The following is a 16,002-nucleotide window of genomic DNA, read 5'->3' as shown; positions in this document are numbered from 1 at the left end:
ACCCGGAACGGAGGCCTCCAGGAGCCAAGGACCTACCGCTCGTCGGCGGGCGGCGGGCGCGGCGGCCCCGTCCCCGGACTGCACCTGCGGGCCGACCGGCCCGCGTTACGCCCGCAGGAACGCCGGCACCGGCAGCACCCTGCGGTACGTCACGCGCGCAGGAACGCCAGGACCGCCAGCACCCTGCGGTGTGTCTCGTCCGCCGGAGGGAGGTCCAGCTTCGACAGGATGTTGCCGATGTGCTTGCCGACCGCCGCCTCCGAGACCACCAACTCCTTGGCGATCGCGCTGTTCGACCTGCCCTGGGCGACCAGGGCCAGCACCTCGCGCTCGCGCGCCGTGAGGCGCTCGAGGGGGTCCCGGCGGCGGCGCAGCAACTGGCGGACCACTTCGGGGTCGACGACCGTCCCGCCCGCGGCGACCTCCTGGAGGGCGTCGATGAACTCCTCGATCTGGCCCACGCGGTCCTTGAGGAGGTAGCCGACACCCGAGCCGTCCCCGGAGTCGAGGAGGTCGGAGGCGTACGTACGCTGCACGTACTGGCTCAGGACGAGGACCGGGAGCCCGGGGCGCTGTTCGCGGAGCCGCACCGCCGCGTGGAGGCCTTCGTCCTGGAAGCCGGGGGGCATCCGGACGTCCGTCACGACGATGTCCGGGTCGTGTTCGGCCACCGCCGCCAGAAGGGCCTCCGCATCACCCACGGCCGCGACCACCTCGTGGCCGCAGCGGATGAGCAGGCCGGTCAGGCCCTCGCGGAGCAGCACGCTGTCCTCGGCCAGCACTACGCGGAGGGTTCGGTCCACTCGCAAGGAATCTCCACACGCAACAGGGTCGGTCCGCCGGGCGGGCTGGACAGGGCAAGTCTGCCATCCAGTACGGACACCCGGTCCGCGAGACCGGTCAGCCCGGTGCCTCCGTTCGCCGTGTCCGCGCCGCCGCGGCCGTTGTCCCGGATCTCCAGCGAGAGCCTGCCCTTGCTGTGACCGCCCGTCACCTCGGCGCGGCTCGCCCCGCTGTGCTTGGCGACATTGGCGAGCGCCTCGCAGACCACGAAGTAGGCGGCGGCCTCCACGGCCTGCGGCAGCCTGCCCGCGAGGTCCAGGTCGACGTCCACCGGGACCGCCGACCGGTCGGCTGCGTCGGCGACGGCCGCCGGAAGGCCGTAGTCCGCGAGGACCTTGGGGTGGATGCCGTGGATCAGCTCACGCAGTTCGGCGAGCGCCTTCCCGGCCTCCTCATGGGCCTTGGTCAGCTGGTCGGCCAGTGACCCCGGCGGGGCGTCGAGCCGGGCCAGGCCCAGCGTCATGGTGAGGGCGACCAGGCGTTGCTGGGCTCCGTCGTGGAGATCGCGTTCGATACGGCGGCGCTCGGCCTCGAAGGCGTCGACCAACCGGACACGGGAGCGGCTGAGTTCGGTGACCCGGGCGCCCAGGTCCTCGTCCTTGGGCGCGATCAGCAGCCGGGTCAGCTCGGCACGCGCTCCGGCGAACAGCCCGATCAGATAGAGCGCGGCCGCCAGCAGGAGCAGTCCGAGCACGGCGATCCCGAAGGCCGTCGGCCAGGAGGTGATCGTCCATTCCTTGAGTACGGAGGCTTCCCGGCCTTCCCCCACGGTGGCCATCAGGACGGGTGCGGCGACCAGGCCCAGCGGTACGGAGAGGCCGAGGCCGACCACGAGGGTGTCCAGCGGCCACAGAAGACCGGCGAGAAGCACCGCGTACCCCAGTTCGCGCCAGGTGGCCTGTTCCCGGTAGCGGGTCCTGATCCAGGGCCACAGCCCGGTCTCGGCGGGTTCGTGGTGCGGGTCGCGGGCCGGGAACTCGTCGACGAGTCCCAGCCGTCGGCGTTCCACCCGGGCCACGGGCAGCCCGAACAGTCCGAGCAGGAGCAGCAGCGGAAGCCCCACCAGCACGATGGCCAGCGCTCCGACAACGGTGGTCAGCACCACGAGCGACACGAGCGCGGCCGCTCCGGCCAGGGCGCCGGTGAGGAGATACGCCGCGGACCGCCAGGGCCAGGCCGAGCGGAGGTACGCCGGCTCGGCGAGTGCCTGCCACACATTACGAGAGCGCATGGGCTCACCGTAGAAGGCGGTCGGGCACCGGGGCCATCCGTCCAGACCGACGGTGCGGGGTATGGCCTGCCCTACCCGGGAAGTCGCCCCAGGCGTCGTGCGCGGAGCCCTTGTCGCGGGGTTTCGTTGATACCCGGACGCACGCCTGAGGAGACCGGCGAAAGGGCACCCGAACCATGATGGCTTGGCTGAGCGACCACGCCCTGCTCTTCGGCAGTGGGGGCGTGCTGGCCGTGGTTCTGCTGCTGCCCGCCCTGGAGGCCGCCCTGCCGGTGATCGGTGCGCTGATGCCGGGTCAGACCGCTGTGGTCATGGGCGGGATGCTGGCCTACCACGGACATGTGCCGGTGTCCGCGACGCTGTTGTGCGCGCTGGCCGGGGCCGTCCTCGGGAATCTCGCCGGGTACGGGATCGGACGGCGCTGCCGGAACCGTCCCGCCGGCCGGCTGCTGGCGCGACTGCTGCGGCCGCGGCATACCGAGCGGGCCCTGGCGCTCATCGAGAAGCGCGGTGGCCGGGCGGTGGTCGTCGGGAGGTTCACCGCGGTGCTGCGGACCCTGGTCCCGACGCTGTGCGGCATGTCCGGGATGGCGGTGTCCGGTTATGTGCTGTGGACGGTGCTGAGCAGCGCCGTCTGGGCACCCGTCTTCGTGCTGATCGGCTACGTGGCAGGACCGATGGGGTCTCTCTGGCCCTTCTGAGCCGTCGTGTCCGCCCCCTGCAACTCGCTGCCATCGCAGCCTGTTGACACCCTCGCCACCCGTCTTGTCCCCCACTGTCGGCCAAGAATGAAGCGGCCGGACATGCGCCGGCATTCCAATGGCGCGGCGCTCGCCGCAAGTCTGTGGGGGACAGATGGAATTCCAGCTACTCGGACCCGTCGAGGCAAGAGAGGGGACCCGGCGGGTGGCGCTGTCGGGTACGAAGGTCCACACGGTGCTCGCCACACTGCTGCTGGCACGCGGCCGCGTGGTCAGCGACGAACGGCTGAGCTCGCTGCTGTGGGGGTGGGAGCCGCCGGCCACCAGAAACGCCCAGATCTACACCTACGTCTCCCGGCTGCGGAAGCTGCTGGGGCCGTCCGTGGAGCTGGTGCGCCGGTCGCCCGGCTATCAGCTGGTCGGTGAGGGTCTGCGGATAGACGCCGAGGAGTTCGAGCAGCTGGGCCGACGGGGCCAGGCGGCGCTGCAGGAGCGGCGGTACGGGTCGGCGGCCGAGCTGCTGCGTTCGGCCCTCGATCTGTGGCAGGGACCCGCGCTGGCCAATGTCACACCGTTCCTGGCGGAGGCCGAGCTGCCCCGGATGGACGAGGCGCGGATCACCGCGCTGGAGCACCGCATCGAGGCCGACCTCGCGCTCGCCCGGCACGCTCAGCTGGTGCCGGAACTGACGGGCGTCGTCCGGGAGTTCCCGGTCCGGGAACGGCTGCGCGGCCAGCTGATGACGGCGCTGTACCGGTCCGGACGGCAGGCCGACGCCCTGCACGTCTACCACGAGGGCCGTGGTGTGCTGGCCGAGGAACTGGGCGTGGACCCGGGCGCCGGGCTCAACGCCGTCTACCAGGCCGCTCTCACCGGCGAGTTGGGCCGGCTCCCCGAGCAGGGCGATGCGCCGGCGCAGCTCGGCAGGCCTTCCCCGCAGCGGCCGGCGGCCGGGGACCCCCCGCGGATGCTGCCGCCCACCGTCGACGACTTCACGGGCCGCGAGGCCGAACTCGCCGAGCTCCGTGGGTTGCTCACGCCTTCCGCGGAGGGCGCGGGGCCCTCGTTCCGGCCGACCCGGCTGCTGATCAGCGGCATGGTCGGGGTGGGCAAGACGGCCCTGGCCGTGCACGTGGCGCATGCGGTCGCGGACTGCTTCCCCGACGGGCAGCTCTACGCCCGGCTGTGCCGGGACGACGGCACCCCGAAGGATCCGGCGCAGGTGCTGGTGCAGTTGCTGCGCGCGCTCGGTGAGACCCCGCCGCGGGTGCCCGAGACCGGTGACGCGGCCGCGGACCCGGGCCGGCTCGACGAACTCGTACAGCTCTACCGCAACCGGACCGCGGACAAGCGGCTGCTGATCGTCCTGGACGACGCCGTGAGCGAGCTCCAGCTGGACTCACTGCTCCCGAGCAGTGCCCGTTCGGCGGTGCTGGTCACCAGCCGTGCGCATCTGACGGCCGTGCCCGGCTCGCACACCACGGCGCTCGCGCCGCTCGGCGACGACGAGGCGGCCGCGCTGCTGACGGCCGTCGCCGGGGCGGAGCGGGCGGCCGCGGAGCCGGCGGCGTTCCGGCAGATCGCCCGGTACTGCGCGGGGCTGCCGCTGGCGGTTCGTGCGGCGGGCGCCCGGCTCGCGGGACGGAAGCACCGGTCGGCCGCCCGGACGGCCCGGCTGCTCGCCGACCCCGCGACCCGCCTCCAGGAGCTGCGCTTCGGGGAGCTGGACGTCCACCGGTCCGTGCTCGGCGCCCTGCTCGGGGCACGGCCGGGCACGGACCGGCTGATGCGGCGGCTGGCGGTGCTCGGGGACCGGGCGTTCCCGCTCGCCGCGGGCGCCACGGTGCTCGGGCTCCCGGGCCCGGTCGCCGAGGAGTTCCTGGAGGAGCTCGTGGACGCCTCGCTGCTGAACCTGGCCGGCATCGACACCGCCGGCCTGCCGCGCTACCGCTGCCATGCGCTGGTGCGGCTGACGCTGGAGACGCTGCCGGCCGGGTGCGGCGAGGAGCTGGAGAGGGCGAGCTGAACCGACCGCCCGGGTAGGGCGGGCTCTACCCCCAAGACTCCGTCCCGCCGGGCTGTGCGGGAGGACCGACAACGATTGAGTGTGAGGCATGAACAACGACGCGATTCAGTTGCGCTCCGTGAGCCGGACCTACGGATCGGGGGACAGCGCCGTCACCGCCCTCGACCACGTCTCCCTCGGCTTCCCCCGGGGCACTTTCACGGCGGTGATGGGCCCTTCCGGCTCCGGCAAGTCGACCCTCCTCCAGTGCGCCGCAGGCCTGGACCGGCCCACTTCGGGATCGGTCACGGTCGGGGACACCGAACTGACGAAACTGAGCCAGACCAAACTGACGCTGCTCCGGCGCGACCGTATCGGCTTCGTCTTCCAGGCGTTCAACCTGCTGCCGTCGCTGACGGCGGAGCAGAACGTGGCGCTGCCGCTGCGGCTGGCCGGGCGCAAGCCGTCCCGGGCCCGGGTGCGCGAGGTGCTGGGTCAGGTGGGTCTCGGTGACCGGGCCCGGCACCGGCCGACGGAGATGTCCGGCGGACAGCAGCAGCGCGTCGCCCTGGCACGTGCGCTGATCACCCGCCCCGAGGTGCTGTTCGGTGACGAGCCGACGGGCGCGCTGGATTCGCAGACGAGTCGGGAGGTGCTGACGATGCTGCGGTCCATGGTCGACCGCGAGGGACAGACCATCATCATGGTCACCCATGACCCGGTGGCGGCGTCCTACGCGGACCGGGTGGTGTTCCTCGTCGACGGCCGGGTCAACGGCGAACTGGTGTCGCCGACCGCCGAGTCCGTCGCCGCGCGCATGACCAAGCTGGAGGGCGCGCCGTGCTGAGCGTCGCCCTGCGTACCCTGCGTACGCGCTGGATCACCTTCGTCGGAAGTTTCGTCGCGCTCGCGCTCGGCGTCGGGCTGATCGCGACGATGGGGCTTGCCCTGGCGTCGAGCCTGGACGCCCCGGAGCGCGGACCGGAGCGGTTCGCCCAGGCACCGGTCGTGCTGCGGCCTGCGGACACCCTGCGGGTGCCCACGTCGATCGGCGACCGGGTCAAGCCGCTGGCGAACCCGAAGGCCGTCACGGCGGAGCAGGCCCGGCAGGCGGCCGCCGCCGGACGTACCGTCGAGGACCGTTCGTTCCCGGTACGGGCCGAGGGCGGCCCCGGCGATCTGGTCGGGCACCCGTGGTCGACGGCCGCTTTCGCCCCCTACGAACTCTCCGCGGGGCGGGCCCCGAAGGCCTCGGGCGAGGTCGTCGTGTCCGGCGACTGGGCCGGTCCGGGTCAGCGGGTGCGTACCGGCGGGGGCACGGTGACGGTCGTCGGGACGGTCTCCGGGCTCGGCTTCGAGAACGCCGTCTTCTACACCGACCGGCAGGCCGCCGAGATCTCGCCGCGCATCGATCAGCTGGTGGTCGACGCCGACGCCGACGCCGTACGGGAGAGCGCGGCGGGGCTGCGGGTGCTGACCGGCAACGACCGCCGCCTCGCCGACGCCGACCCCGACCGGGACAGCCAGGCGCTCGTCACGGTGAACGCGATGCTGGGTACGGCGGCGGGGATGACCGGTTTCGTCTCGGTGTTCGTGGTGGCGTCGACCTTCGCGTTCGCGGTGGCGCAGCGCCGCCGTGAGTTCGGCCTGCTGCGCACCGCGGGTGCCACTCCGGGGCAGGTACGCCGCATGGTGGTCGCCGAGGCGATGCTCATCGGCGTGCTCGCGTCGGCGGCGGGCTGTGTGCTCGGCGCCTACGGTGCGCCCCGGCTGGCGCAGTACATGGTGGACAACGAGGTCGCCCCGTCGTGGTTCACGATCGGGGACTACACCTGGCCGTACCACCTGGCCTTCTGGACCGGTCTGCTGGTGGCACTCGCGGGTGTCGTCGCCGCGTCGTGGCGGGCCGGCCGGGTCGGCCCCACGGAGGCGCTGCGGGATGCCTCGGTCGACAGCAGGACGATGACGTGGGGCCGCTGGCTGTTCGGCGGGGCGCTGCTGCTCACGGGTATCGGCACGCTCGTGTTCGCGCTGCTCTCGGAGCCGGGTGACCTGCTGCACCGCAAGACGTACACGAGCCGTCCGATGCTGCTGATCACGGCGTTCGCGCTGCTCGCGCCGGTGCTGGTGCGTCCCCTGACCCGGCTGCTGGCCTGGCTGCCGGCCCAACTGCCGGGCCCGGGCGGCATGCTGGTGCGGGAGAACGCGGCGGCGGGGGTGCGGCGCACCGCGGCCATCGCGGCGCCGGTGCTGGTCACGGTCGCCCTCGCGGGCTCGCTGCTGGGCGCCACGGCGACCCTCAACGAGGCCAAGGCGACAGAGGTACGGGAGCAGACGGCGGCGGACTTCGTGATCAGCGGCGCGGGTCCGGGCGGCTTCGACGAGGCCACCGTGGAGCGGATGCGCAAGGTGCCCGGTGCTCAGGTCTCGGCGTCCGCGGAGTCCGCGGTGTTCGTCCTGGAGGAGGGTGTCGCGCTGATCAGGTCCGACGCCCGCGCAGCGGACCCGAAGGGACTCGCCGCCACGTTCGGTCTGCCGCTGGTGGCCGGGAAGGCGACCGATCTCGACGACCGCTCCATCATCGTCAACGACGAGTGGGCGAACCACACGGTGGGCAGCACGGTCGACGTGTGGCTGGGCGACGGCTCGAAGGCCTCGCTGAAGATCGCCGCCGTGATGCACGCCGGCACCGGCAACAACGGCGTGTACGTCAGCCCGGCCAACGCCGCCGGGGCGAGCGTCGACCGGGTCGACGTGAAGCTGACGGACGGCGCCGACCGCGCGGCCGTGGCCGCGGGTCTGCGCGAGGCGACGGCTCCCGTCGGCGCCAAGGTGCTGTCGCGGGACGAGTGGGTGGCGGCGGCGTACCCCGAGACGAACCGGCAGACCCGGGTCGGCTATCTGGTGGTGCTCGGAATCGCGCTGCTGTACACGGGCATCGCGCTCGCGAACACCCTGGTGATGGCGACGTCGGACCGGGTGCGTGACCTGGCCGTGCTGCGGCTGGCGGGTGCGACGGGCGGGCAGGTGCTGCGGCTCGTCGCGGCGGAGGCCGCGATGGTGGTGGCCGTCGGCGGAGTGCTGGGCGCGGCGGTCGCCGGACTGAACCTGGTGGGCATGTGGGGCGCTCTGGGAGTGCTCCAGGTGTGGTCGCCGATCGTGGTGCCGTGGAGCACGCTGGGCGCCACGGTGGCGGCCTGCGGGGTGATCGCGGTGGTCTGCGCGGTGATCCCGGCGGGACTCTCGCTGCGTGTCCGGCCGGTGGAGCTCGCGGGCGTACGGGAGTGACGGACCCCAGGGCCTGATCCAGGAGACAGGCCCTCACCACGGCGACGGCCGGGCCGCCCCCTTCATCAGGGGGCGGCCCGGCCGTCGTGTGTCCGCCGTGACGCGGTGGCGGTCCCGTGGGTCCAGGGCCTGTCGTTCGGATCAGGCCGGCAGCGACATCTGCGGCTACCGCCGCGGGGCGAGCGGGGTCTGGCGCGTGCAGATGCAAGGCGGAGGAGGGAGCCACTGCGGTGGGGGCACCTCCCGTGCCCGAAGGGCTACGGGGGACATTGGCGACTGACGACAACGCCGCTGGGGGTCCCCCCAGGCGAAGCTCTGGGGGAGTGCATGCCAGGGCACGCGAGCCCGGCAAGATCCGGACGACAGGCCCTAGACGTCGTCGTCCACGGGAGTGTCGTCCCCGCCGCCGGTCCAGCGCGCGGTCGATTCCGGTCCGCCGGACCGCCTGAGCACGTCCGCCACGAACGAACCGATGCCCTGGCCGGATTCGGCGTTGGTGAGGACGACGAAGCCCTCACCGCTGTCGAGCCGGGTGAACGTGCCGGCCCGGAAGCCCACCGTACGGCCGCCGTGCCCGTACTCCGTCCCGCCGCCCGTCCCGTCCACGACCGTGCCCAGTCCGTAGAAGCTGCCCGGATGCCAGACGGTGAGCATCTGCTGGGCGAGCGGCCTGGTGAGGAGCAGTGCGCCGGGCTCGCCCAGCCGTGCCCGGCGGATCTCCACGGCCACCTTGGCCAGATCCACGGCGCTGGACCACAACCCGCCCGACGCCGCCTCCGCACGGATGCGCCAGCGGCCCTGGAGCGGGGACCCGTCCATGTCGTGGCCCGCGGCGGCGGGCCTGGCGGACCGCTCCGGGTACCACTGGTCGAAGCTGCTGTCGATCATGCCCAGCGGGCCGAATACCAGACGCTCCATGAGACCGGGGAAGCTCTCCCCCGTCACGTCCTGGAGCAGGAGTTCCAGGACCGAGAAGTTGACACCGCTCTTGCGGAACACCTGCCCGGCGGGGAGCTCCACACCGACCGGCGCATTGGTGGCAGGGGGCAGACCGCGCAGGATCTGGAGCACCGTGGGCATCGGGTCGGTGGGCCGGTAGTGAGCGGCGGGCACCGGACCGAGCCCGGACTGATGGCTCATCAGTTCCCGGACGGTGATGGGCGACTCCCCCGGAACCTGCCAGGACGTCAGGTACCGGTTGACGTCGGCGTCCAGGTTGAGTACGCCCTCGGCGGCCAGTCGCAGGACTCCGAGCGCCGTCACGTGCTTGCTGATCGAGCCCACCCGGAACGGCGTACGGGGCGTCACGGGTTCGGAGCCGTCGGCGGCGGTGACGCCGTACCCCTCGGCCGAGAGCACCTCGCCACCCTGCAGGAGCACCACGGCCGCGCCCGGCACATGGTGCCGGTCCATGGCTGCGAGCAGCGCGTCCGTGCCGAGCACGGACGGGTGCCGGGGCCGGGGCGCCGGCCCGGTGCGGCGCGCTTCGGGCTCCGGCTGCCCGGGAGGCAGGGCGTCCACCGCCGCCGCGAGCCCGGCCAGCGTGTCGTACTCGTAGAGCATGCGCAGGGTCAGCGGCAGGCCGATGCGCCGGGCTTCGGCGAGCACACTGATGACCTTCAGCGAGTGACCGCCGAGTCCGGCGAAGCCGTCCTGGGCGCCGACGCGTGCGACGCCGAGGACGTCGGCCCAGATGCGGGCGATGCGCTCTTCGGTGACCGTGCGCGGAGCGACGTAACCGTCGTCGTCGCCCGCGCCGTCCGCGCCGGGGAGGCCGGGGGCGGGCAGGGCCGTGCGGTCGACCTTGCCGTTGGCGTTCAGCGCCAGGGCGTCCAGCGCGGTGAAGGTCGCCGGGACCAGGTACTTCGGCAGCCGCTGCGCCAGGTACCCGGCCATGTCCTCGGGCACCGCCGGAGTCACATAGGCGGCCAGCTCCCCCTCGTGCACGGTGACGAAGGCGTCACGCACGCGCGGATGCCCGGCCAGCACCGCCTGCACCTCACCCGGCTCGATCCGGTACCCGCCTATCTTGACCTGGTCGTCCACCCGCCCCTGGAACTCCACGCTCCCGTCGGGGAGTTGCCGTACGAGATCGCCGGTGCGGTAGAGACGCGAGCCCGGTGGGCCGCAGGGGGCCGGCACGAACCGGTCAGCGGTGAGATCTGGACGGCCGGCGTACCCGCGGGCCACACCGGTGCCACCGACGTACAGCTCACCGGCGACACCGGGCAGCACCTGCCGCATGGACTCGTCGAGAACGTGCACGGTCATGTTCGGCAGGGGCGTTCCGATCGGGGCGATGCCATTGGCGCCGTCAACTGCCCCCAGCTCGTGGGTGGTCGTACCGACGCAGGCCTCGGTCGGGCCGTACTCGTTGATCAGGCGTACGTCCGGCGCGAGTGCGCGCCAGCGCCGGACCGTTGTCCACTGCAGCGGCTCTCCTGCCACGACCAGGACGCCGGCCAGTTCCTTGGCCTGCCCGGGGGTGAGCTGCTCGGCCAGCAGGTCCAGATGGCCCGGGGTGAGCTTGACGAAGCTGTACGGGGCCATGGCGGTCAGCCGGTCCCCCAGGTCGCCGGGGCCGGTGTTCTGCGGGACGGTGTGCACGGCCTGACCGGTCACCAGCGGCGCCCACAGATTGGGCACCACCAGGTCGAAGGCGACGGAGGAGAACAGCGGCGCGCCACCACGGCGCCCGGACGCCAGCTCCCGTGCCGCCCAGACGACATGGTTGACCAGAGCCCGGTGGGACACCTCCACGCCCTTCGGACGGCCCGTCGAACCGGACGTGAAGATCACATACGCCAGGGTGTCGAGGTCGTCGGCACGTTCCGGAGCCGGCACCGGGCCGGTGCCGGCCGAGCGGCCGGCCAGGCGGTCGGTGAGCACCAGCTCCACGCCGTCGAACCGGTCCGTGTACGCCGACGAGGTCACCGCCACTGACGCACCGGCGCTCTCCGTGATCGACGCCACCCGCCGCGCCGGGTACGACGGATCGACCGGCACATAGGCACCACCGGCCTTCCACACCGCCAGCAGCGCGGCGATCAGGTCCGGCCCGCGGTCCAGCAGCACCGCCACCCGCGACTCCGCGCCCACACCCCGCTCACGCAGCACATGCGCCAGCCGGTCGGCCCGGCCGTCCAGCTCCGCGTACGACACCGGCTCGTCGCCCGGTACCACCGCGACCGCGTCCGGATTCCGCGCCGCCTGCTCCTCGAACAACCGCAGCACCGACTCCGGCCCGACCACGCACGCCGTGTCGTTGACCCGGCCCAGCAGTCGCGCCTCCTGCGGCTCCAGGAACACCTCTTCCGCGCTCCCCGCCGGATCGGCGGCCATCGCCTCCAGCACCCGCCGGTACAGCGCAGCCACCCGTTCCGCGTTGGCGCGGGTCAGCACGGTGGTGTTGGTCTTCAGGCTGATCCGCCGCGACACCGTCGTGAAGGCGAGGTCGAACTCCGTCTTGCCCGGCGCCATGACCGTGCCCATGTCGACCGCGTCGCTCTCCAGCCGCGCGAAGTCGACATGGTTGAGGACGACGTGAACCAGTCGTCGTCCCCCGGCGTCCCGCTGCATCTCCGGCATCGGGAACCAGCGGTGCGGCCACAGCTCCGCCTCCTGGTCGAAGGCCGTGCGGACCAGTTCGCGCCAGGTGCCTGCAGCGCGCCGGAACACGAAGGGGACCGTGTTGAGATGCACTCCGAACATCCGGTCGGCGCCCGCCGTCTCCGGCCGGGTGTGCACCACGACCCCACTGGTGAAACGGGACTCACCGCTGAGCCGGCTCAGCACTGTGCCGTACGCGGCCACCAGGACGCTCTTGAGCGAGGCACCGGCCCCGGCCGCCAGGGCGCGCAGCTTTTCCTCCAGGTCGTCGAACGGCACCCACACCCAGAAGTCCTCGCGGGTCCGGTCCGGGTCGCCCCAGCCCGCCGGGAGGGAGAAAGCCGGCTGTTCGTCGACGGTCCTCGCCCAGTAGTCGCGGTCCTCGGCCGAGGCCAGTGCCCGTAGTTCGCCGGCGACGGAGTCGGCGAAGCGCACCCCTGGATGCCGATAGGGCCCGGGGGCGCCGGACTCGCGGATGCTCCGGTAGCAGTCCAGCAGCTCCCGCAGCAGCGAGTGGTAGCTCCAGCCCTCCAGGATTCCGTGGAACTCGGAGGCCGACAGCCACCACCCGTCGTCCGTGCGGTGGACGGTGAGCCTCAGCATCGGCGGTTCGGTGAGGTCGAAGACCCGCGCCCGGTCCTCGTCGTGGAACCGGTGGAGGCTCTCCAGGACGGCGTCCGCGTCCAGCCCGCGCAGATCCCGTACCGCGACCGGCACCTCGGCCGAGGGGTGCACCAGCTGCACGGGCACGGAACAGGAGTGCAGGTCGAAGGAGGTGCGCAGCACCTCGTGCCGGGCCGCCACGGTCGCCGCGGCCTCGCGCAGCGCGGGCAGCGAGAAGGGCACGGAGTCGCGGATCCGGGTGGTGGCGACGTTCTGGTAGGTGTTGTGCCGGTCGTGGCCGAGCATGTCGATGACCATGCCGATCTGCGTCTGGGTCATCGGGTACGCGTCCACCGGGCCGGCCGGCAGCCGCTCCCGGTCCGCGGCGCTCATCAGCTCGAACGGCCGGACCGCCGCGCGGGTTCGCGCGGGGGCACGGTCCGCGGCCACCGCGCACATCCCGGCGACCGTGCGCTGGTCGAACACATCGCGGATCGTCACGTCGTACCCGGCCGCGCGGAGCGCGCCCACCAGAGCCACCGCACGGATCGAGTCGCCGCCCAGGTCGAAGAAACTGTCCTCGACGCCGAGCCCCTCCAGACCCAGCACCTGGCACCACACCTGGGCGAACTCCCGCTCGGCGGCGGTGCGCGGCAAGATCCGCGTCCGGCCAGGGCCGAGCTCCGGAGCCCCGGTGCTCGGCGCGGGCAGGGCGCGTCTGTCGAGCTTGCCGTTGTGGGTGAGCGGCAGCGTGCTCACCGGGACCAGGGCCGCGGGCACCATGTACTCGGGGAGTGACGAGCGCAGATGGCGGCGGAGTTCGGCCGCCTCGGCGGTGGTGTCGCCCGCGGGCACGACGTACCCCACGAGCCGCTTGTCACCGGGCTCGTCCTCGCGTACCACGACGGCGGCCTCCCGGACGGAGGGATGCCCGGCGAGCACGGTCTCGATCTCGCCCGGCTCGATGCGATAGCCGCGGATCTTCACCTGGTCGTCGATCCGGCCGAGGAACTCCAGGCCGCCGTCGGCCCGTTGGCGCGCCAGATCACCGCTGCGGTACATCCGGGAGCCGGGTGGCCCGAAGGGATCGGGGACGAAGCGCTCCGCCGTCAGCCGGGGCCGGTGCAGGTAGCCGCGTGCCACTCCCGGCCCGCTCACGTGGATCTCTCCGGGGACGCCGACCGGTACGGGATTCCCGTACGGGTCGAGCAGCCGGACGGCGAGGTCGGCGAGCGGGCGGCCGATGGGGTTGCCGGCCGTGGTGTCGACATCGGCGCGGGTGACCCGGTGGCAGGTGGCGTGGACGGTGATCTCGGTGATCCCGTACATGTTGAGCACGGCCGTGCGGTCGAGACCCACCCGGTCGCACCAGGGGCCGATTTCGGGGATCTGCAGCTGCTCACCGCCGCACACGACGGCCCGCAGGGCGAGCCTCGCGGCCTGCGGGCCGCCGTCGGCCGCCGCCGAGACCAGGCTGCGGAAGGCCGACGGTGTCTGGCAGAGCACCGTGACCCGCTCCTCGGCCAGCAGGTCGAGGAGTTCGCCGGGGGAGCGGGTGGTGTCGGGCGGTACGACGACCAGCCGGCCGCCGTGCAGCAGCGGGCCCCACATCTCGAAGACCGAGTAGTCGAAGGCGTGGGAGTGGAACAGCGTCCACACGTCGCGCTCGTCGAAGGCGAGATGCTCGCGGGTCGTGTCCATGAGCCGGCGCACATTGCGGTGGGTGACCGGTACGCCCTTGGGCCGGCCGGTCGAGCCGGAGGTGTAGATGACGTAGGCGAGGTCGTCGATGTGGCCCGCCGGCTCCGGGTCGGTCGCGGGCATCGCCGCAAGCCCCGGCCCCTGCCGGTCCAGCGCCACGGACTTCCCCGCGTACCGCGCAGAGAGCCGCTCTTCGTGCGCGCTGTCCGTCAGCACCAGGGGCGCGCGGGTGTCCTCGAGGATCAGCTCCAGCCGGGCGTCGGGCGTGGCAGGGTCGAGCGGGACGTAGGCCGCGCCCGACTTGAGGATGCCCAGCAGCGCGGGCAGCAGCGCGATGCCCCGGTCCAGGAGGACTCCGACCAGGGTCTCGGGTCCCGCGCCCTCCGCGCGCAGCAGATGCGCGATCCGGTTGGCGCGGGCATTGAGTTCGGCGTAGGTCAGCCGCTCGCCCTCGTACGTCAGGGCGATCGCGTCCGGGGTGCGTGCCGCCTGCCCCTCGAACACCCGGGGGATGGGCCGCGGGTCCACCTCCCGGCGCGCGGGCGGGGCGGTGAGCCGGGCCCGCTCTGCCTCGTCGAGCAGATCGAGGGCGGACAGCGGGGCGTCCGGACGGTCCACGGCCGCGCCGAGCAGCCGGACGTACTGCCCGAGCATGCGCTCGGCGGTTGCCCGGTCGAACAGCTCCGTGGCGTACTCCAGCCGCGCGGTGAACGCCCCGTCGGGGGCCTCGTCGATCACCATCGAGAGATCGCAGCGGGCTCTGGCCCTGGGCGGCTGCACGGGTGTCGTCGTCACACCCGGCAGCCGGTAGTCGGTGACGGTCTCCTCGCGCAGCGTGAACAGGGTCTGGAACAGGGGGGTGCGGGACAGGTCACGCTCGGGTTCCAGCTCCGCGACGAGCAGCGGGAAGGGCACGTCCTGGTGGTCGAACGCGTCCAGAACGGTCTGCCGGACGTTCGTCAGCAGCCCCGTGAACGTCGGGTCGTGGTCCCAGCGCGTCCTGATGACGAGGCTGTTGATGCCGTACCCCATCATCCGCTGCCACTGGGGGCGGACCCGCAGCGAGGAGACCGTGCCGACGGCGATGTCGGTGCGGCCGGTGTAGCGGGAGAGCAGCACCTGGAATGCGGTGAGCAGCACGGCGAACGGTGTGGCCCCGGCCCGGGCCGCCACCTCCCGTACGGCTGAGCCCACCGCGTCCGGGATGCGGTGGGTGACCGCGCCGGCATCGCTCCCCCGGACCGCGGGGCGCCGGCGGTCCGCCGGCAGTTCGAGCGGGGTGAGTCCGTCGAGTTCGCGCCGCCAGTGGGCGAGGTCGTCCGCGAGTGCGTCCCCGGAGGTGCGTTCGTTCTCCCACACCGCGTAGTCGGCGTACTGGGTCGGAAGCGGCAGGGGGTCGCCGCCGGAGGCGCCCTGCCGGTACAGGTCGCCCAGTTCCTGTGCGAAGAGCCCGGTGGACCAGGCGTCGCAGGCGATGTGGTGCACGATCAGGATCAGTACGTGCTCGTCCGCCGCGCACCGGAGCAGCGTGCCGCGCAGGGGCCACTCCCGCTCCAGGTTCATGGACTGGGCGCCCTCGTGCTCGATCCGCTCCAGCACGGCGGACTCCCGGTGCCCGGCCGGCAGTGCGGTGAGGTCGTCGAGGGTGAGCGTGCCCGCTTCGGCGGGGTCGATCAGCTGCACGGGCGAGCCGTCCCGCAGGAGGTAGCGGGTGCGCAGGATCTCGTGCCGGGCCAGCACGCCGTCCCAGGCGTGGCGGAGCGTCGGTACGTCGAGCTCACCGGTCAGCCGCAGCGCGAGCGTGACGAGGTACTCGTCGCTCTCGGGATGCAGCCGGTTGTGGAACCACATCTGCCGCTGCCCTGCGGAGAGCGGCAGCGGTCCGGAGCGGTCGGCCCGGGGAGCCGGATCGGGCCGGTCCCGTCGTCGCCCGCCCGAGAGCCGGCGTCTGAGGAGTTCGGCGCGGAGTTCGTCGGTCGTGTGCGGCCCGAATGATCCGGCTCCCATGGGTCAGCTCCTTC

At 72.9% G+C, this 16,002-nt stretch carries 7 protein-coding genes; 4 read left to right on the top strand and 3 right to left on the bottom strand.

The features are described 5' to 3' along the window. Window positions 1–149 precede the first annotated feature (149 nt). Complete coding sequence (locus ACZ6ZQ_RS07775; RefSeq protein ID WP_469767681.1) at window positions 150–809, bottom strand: response regulator; 660 nt, start codon at window positions 807–809, stop codon at window positions 150–152. Then, window positions 782–2,074 (bottom strand): sensor histidine kinase, encoded by a 1,293-nt coding sequence (locus ACZ6ZQ_RS07770; protein WP_469767680.1) that lies wholly within the window; start codon window positions 2,072–2,074, stop codon window positions 782–784. The genes ACZ6ZQ_RS07775 and ACZ6ZQ_RS07770 overlap by 28 nt, the downstream gene beginning before the upstream one ends. A gap of 176 nt (window positions 2,075–2,250) precedes the next feature. Between ACZ6ZQ_RS07770 and ACZ6ZQ_RS07765 the strand changes: the two genes are divergently transcribed. The 4 genes from ACZ6ZQ_RS07765 to ACZ6ZQ_RS07750 all read left to right on the top strand — a co-directional run bounded on the left by ACZ6ZQ_RS07765 (window position 2,251) and on the right by ACZ6ZQ_RS07750 (window position 8,068). After that, a complete protein-coding gene (locus tag ACZ6ZQ_RS07765) occupies window positions 2,251–2,775 on the top strand; it encodes a DedA family protein (protein ID WP_469767679.1) in 525 nt (174 codons plus the stop codon). 154 nt (window positions 2,776–2,929) lie between these two features. After that, complete coding sequence (locus ACZ6ZQ_RS07760) at window positions 2,930–4,801, top strand: AfsR/SARP family transcriptional regulator (RefSeq protein ID WP_469767678.1); 1,872 nt, start codon at window positions 2,930–2,932, stop codon at window positions 4,799–4,801. Window positions 4,802–4,889: 88 nt separating this feature from the next. After that, window positions 4,890–5,627, top strand: coding sequence for an ABC transporter ATP-binding protein (locus ACZ6ZQ_RS07755; RefSeq protein WP_453666609.1), 738 nt, complete (start codon window positions 4,890–4,892; stop codon window positions 5,625–5,627). Then, the gene (locus ACZ6ZQ_RS07750) at window positions 5,621–8,068 is read left to right on the top strand and encodes an FtsX-like permease family protein (RefSeq protein WP_469767677.1); all 2,448 of its coding nucleotides are present in this window, start codon (window positions 5,621–5,623) and stop codon (window positions 8,066–8,068) included. The genes ACZ6ZQ_RS07755 and ACZ6ZQ_RS07750 overlap by 7 nt, the downstream gene beginning before the upstream one ends. 369 nt (window positions 8,069–8,437) lie before the next feature. On the opposite strand, the gene ACZ6ZQ_RS07745 is transcribed toward ACZ6ZQ_RS07750, so the two are convergent. Continuing rightward, on the bottom strand, window positions 8,438–15,988 hold the full coding sequence (locus tag ACZ6ZQ_RS07745; protein WP_469767676.1) for an amino acid adenylation domain-containing protein: 7,551 nt from the start codon (window positions 15,986–15,988) through the stop codon (window positions 8,438–8,440). Window positions 15,989–16,002 lie beyond the last annotated feature (14 nt).

This window comes from Streptomyces sp. NPDC053673, from assembly GCF_055585225.1.
Note: the sequence above shows the minus strand (reverse complement) of the source record. Positions and strands in the feature narration are given on the sequence as shown.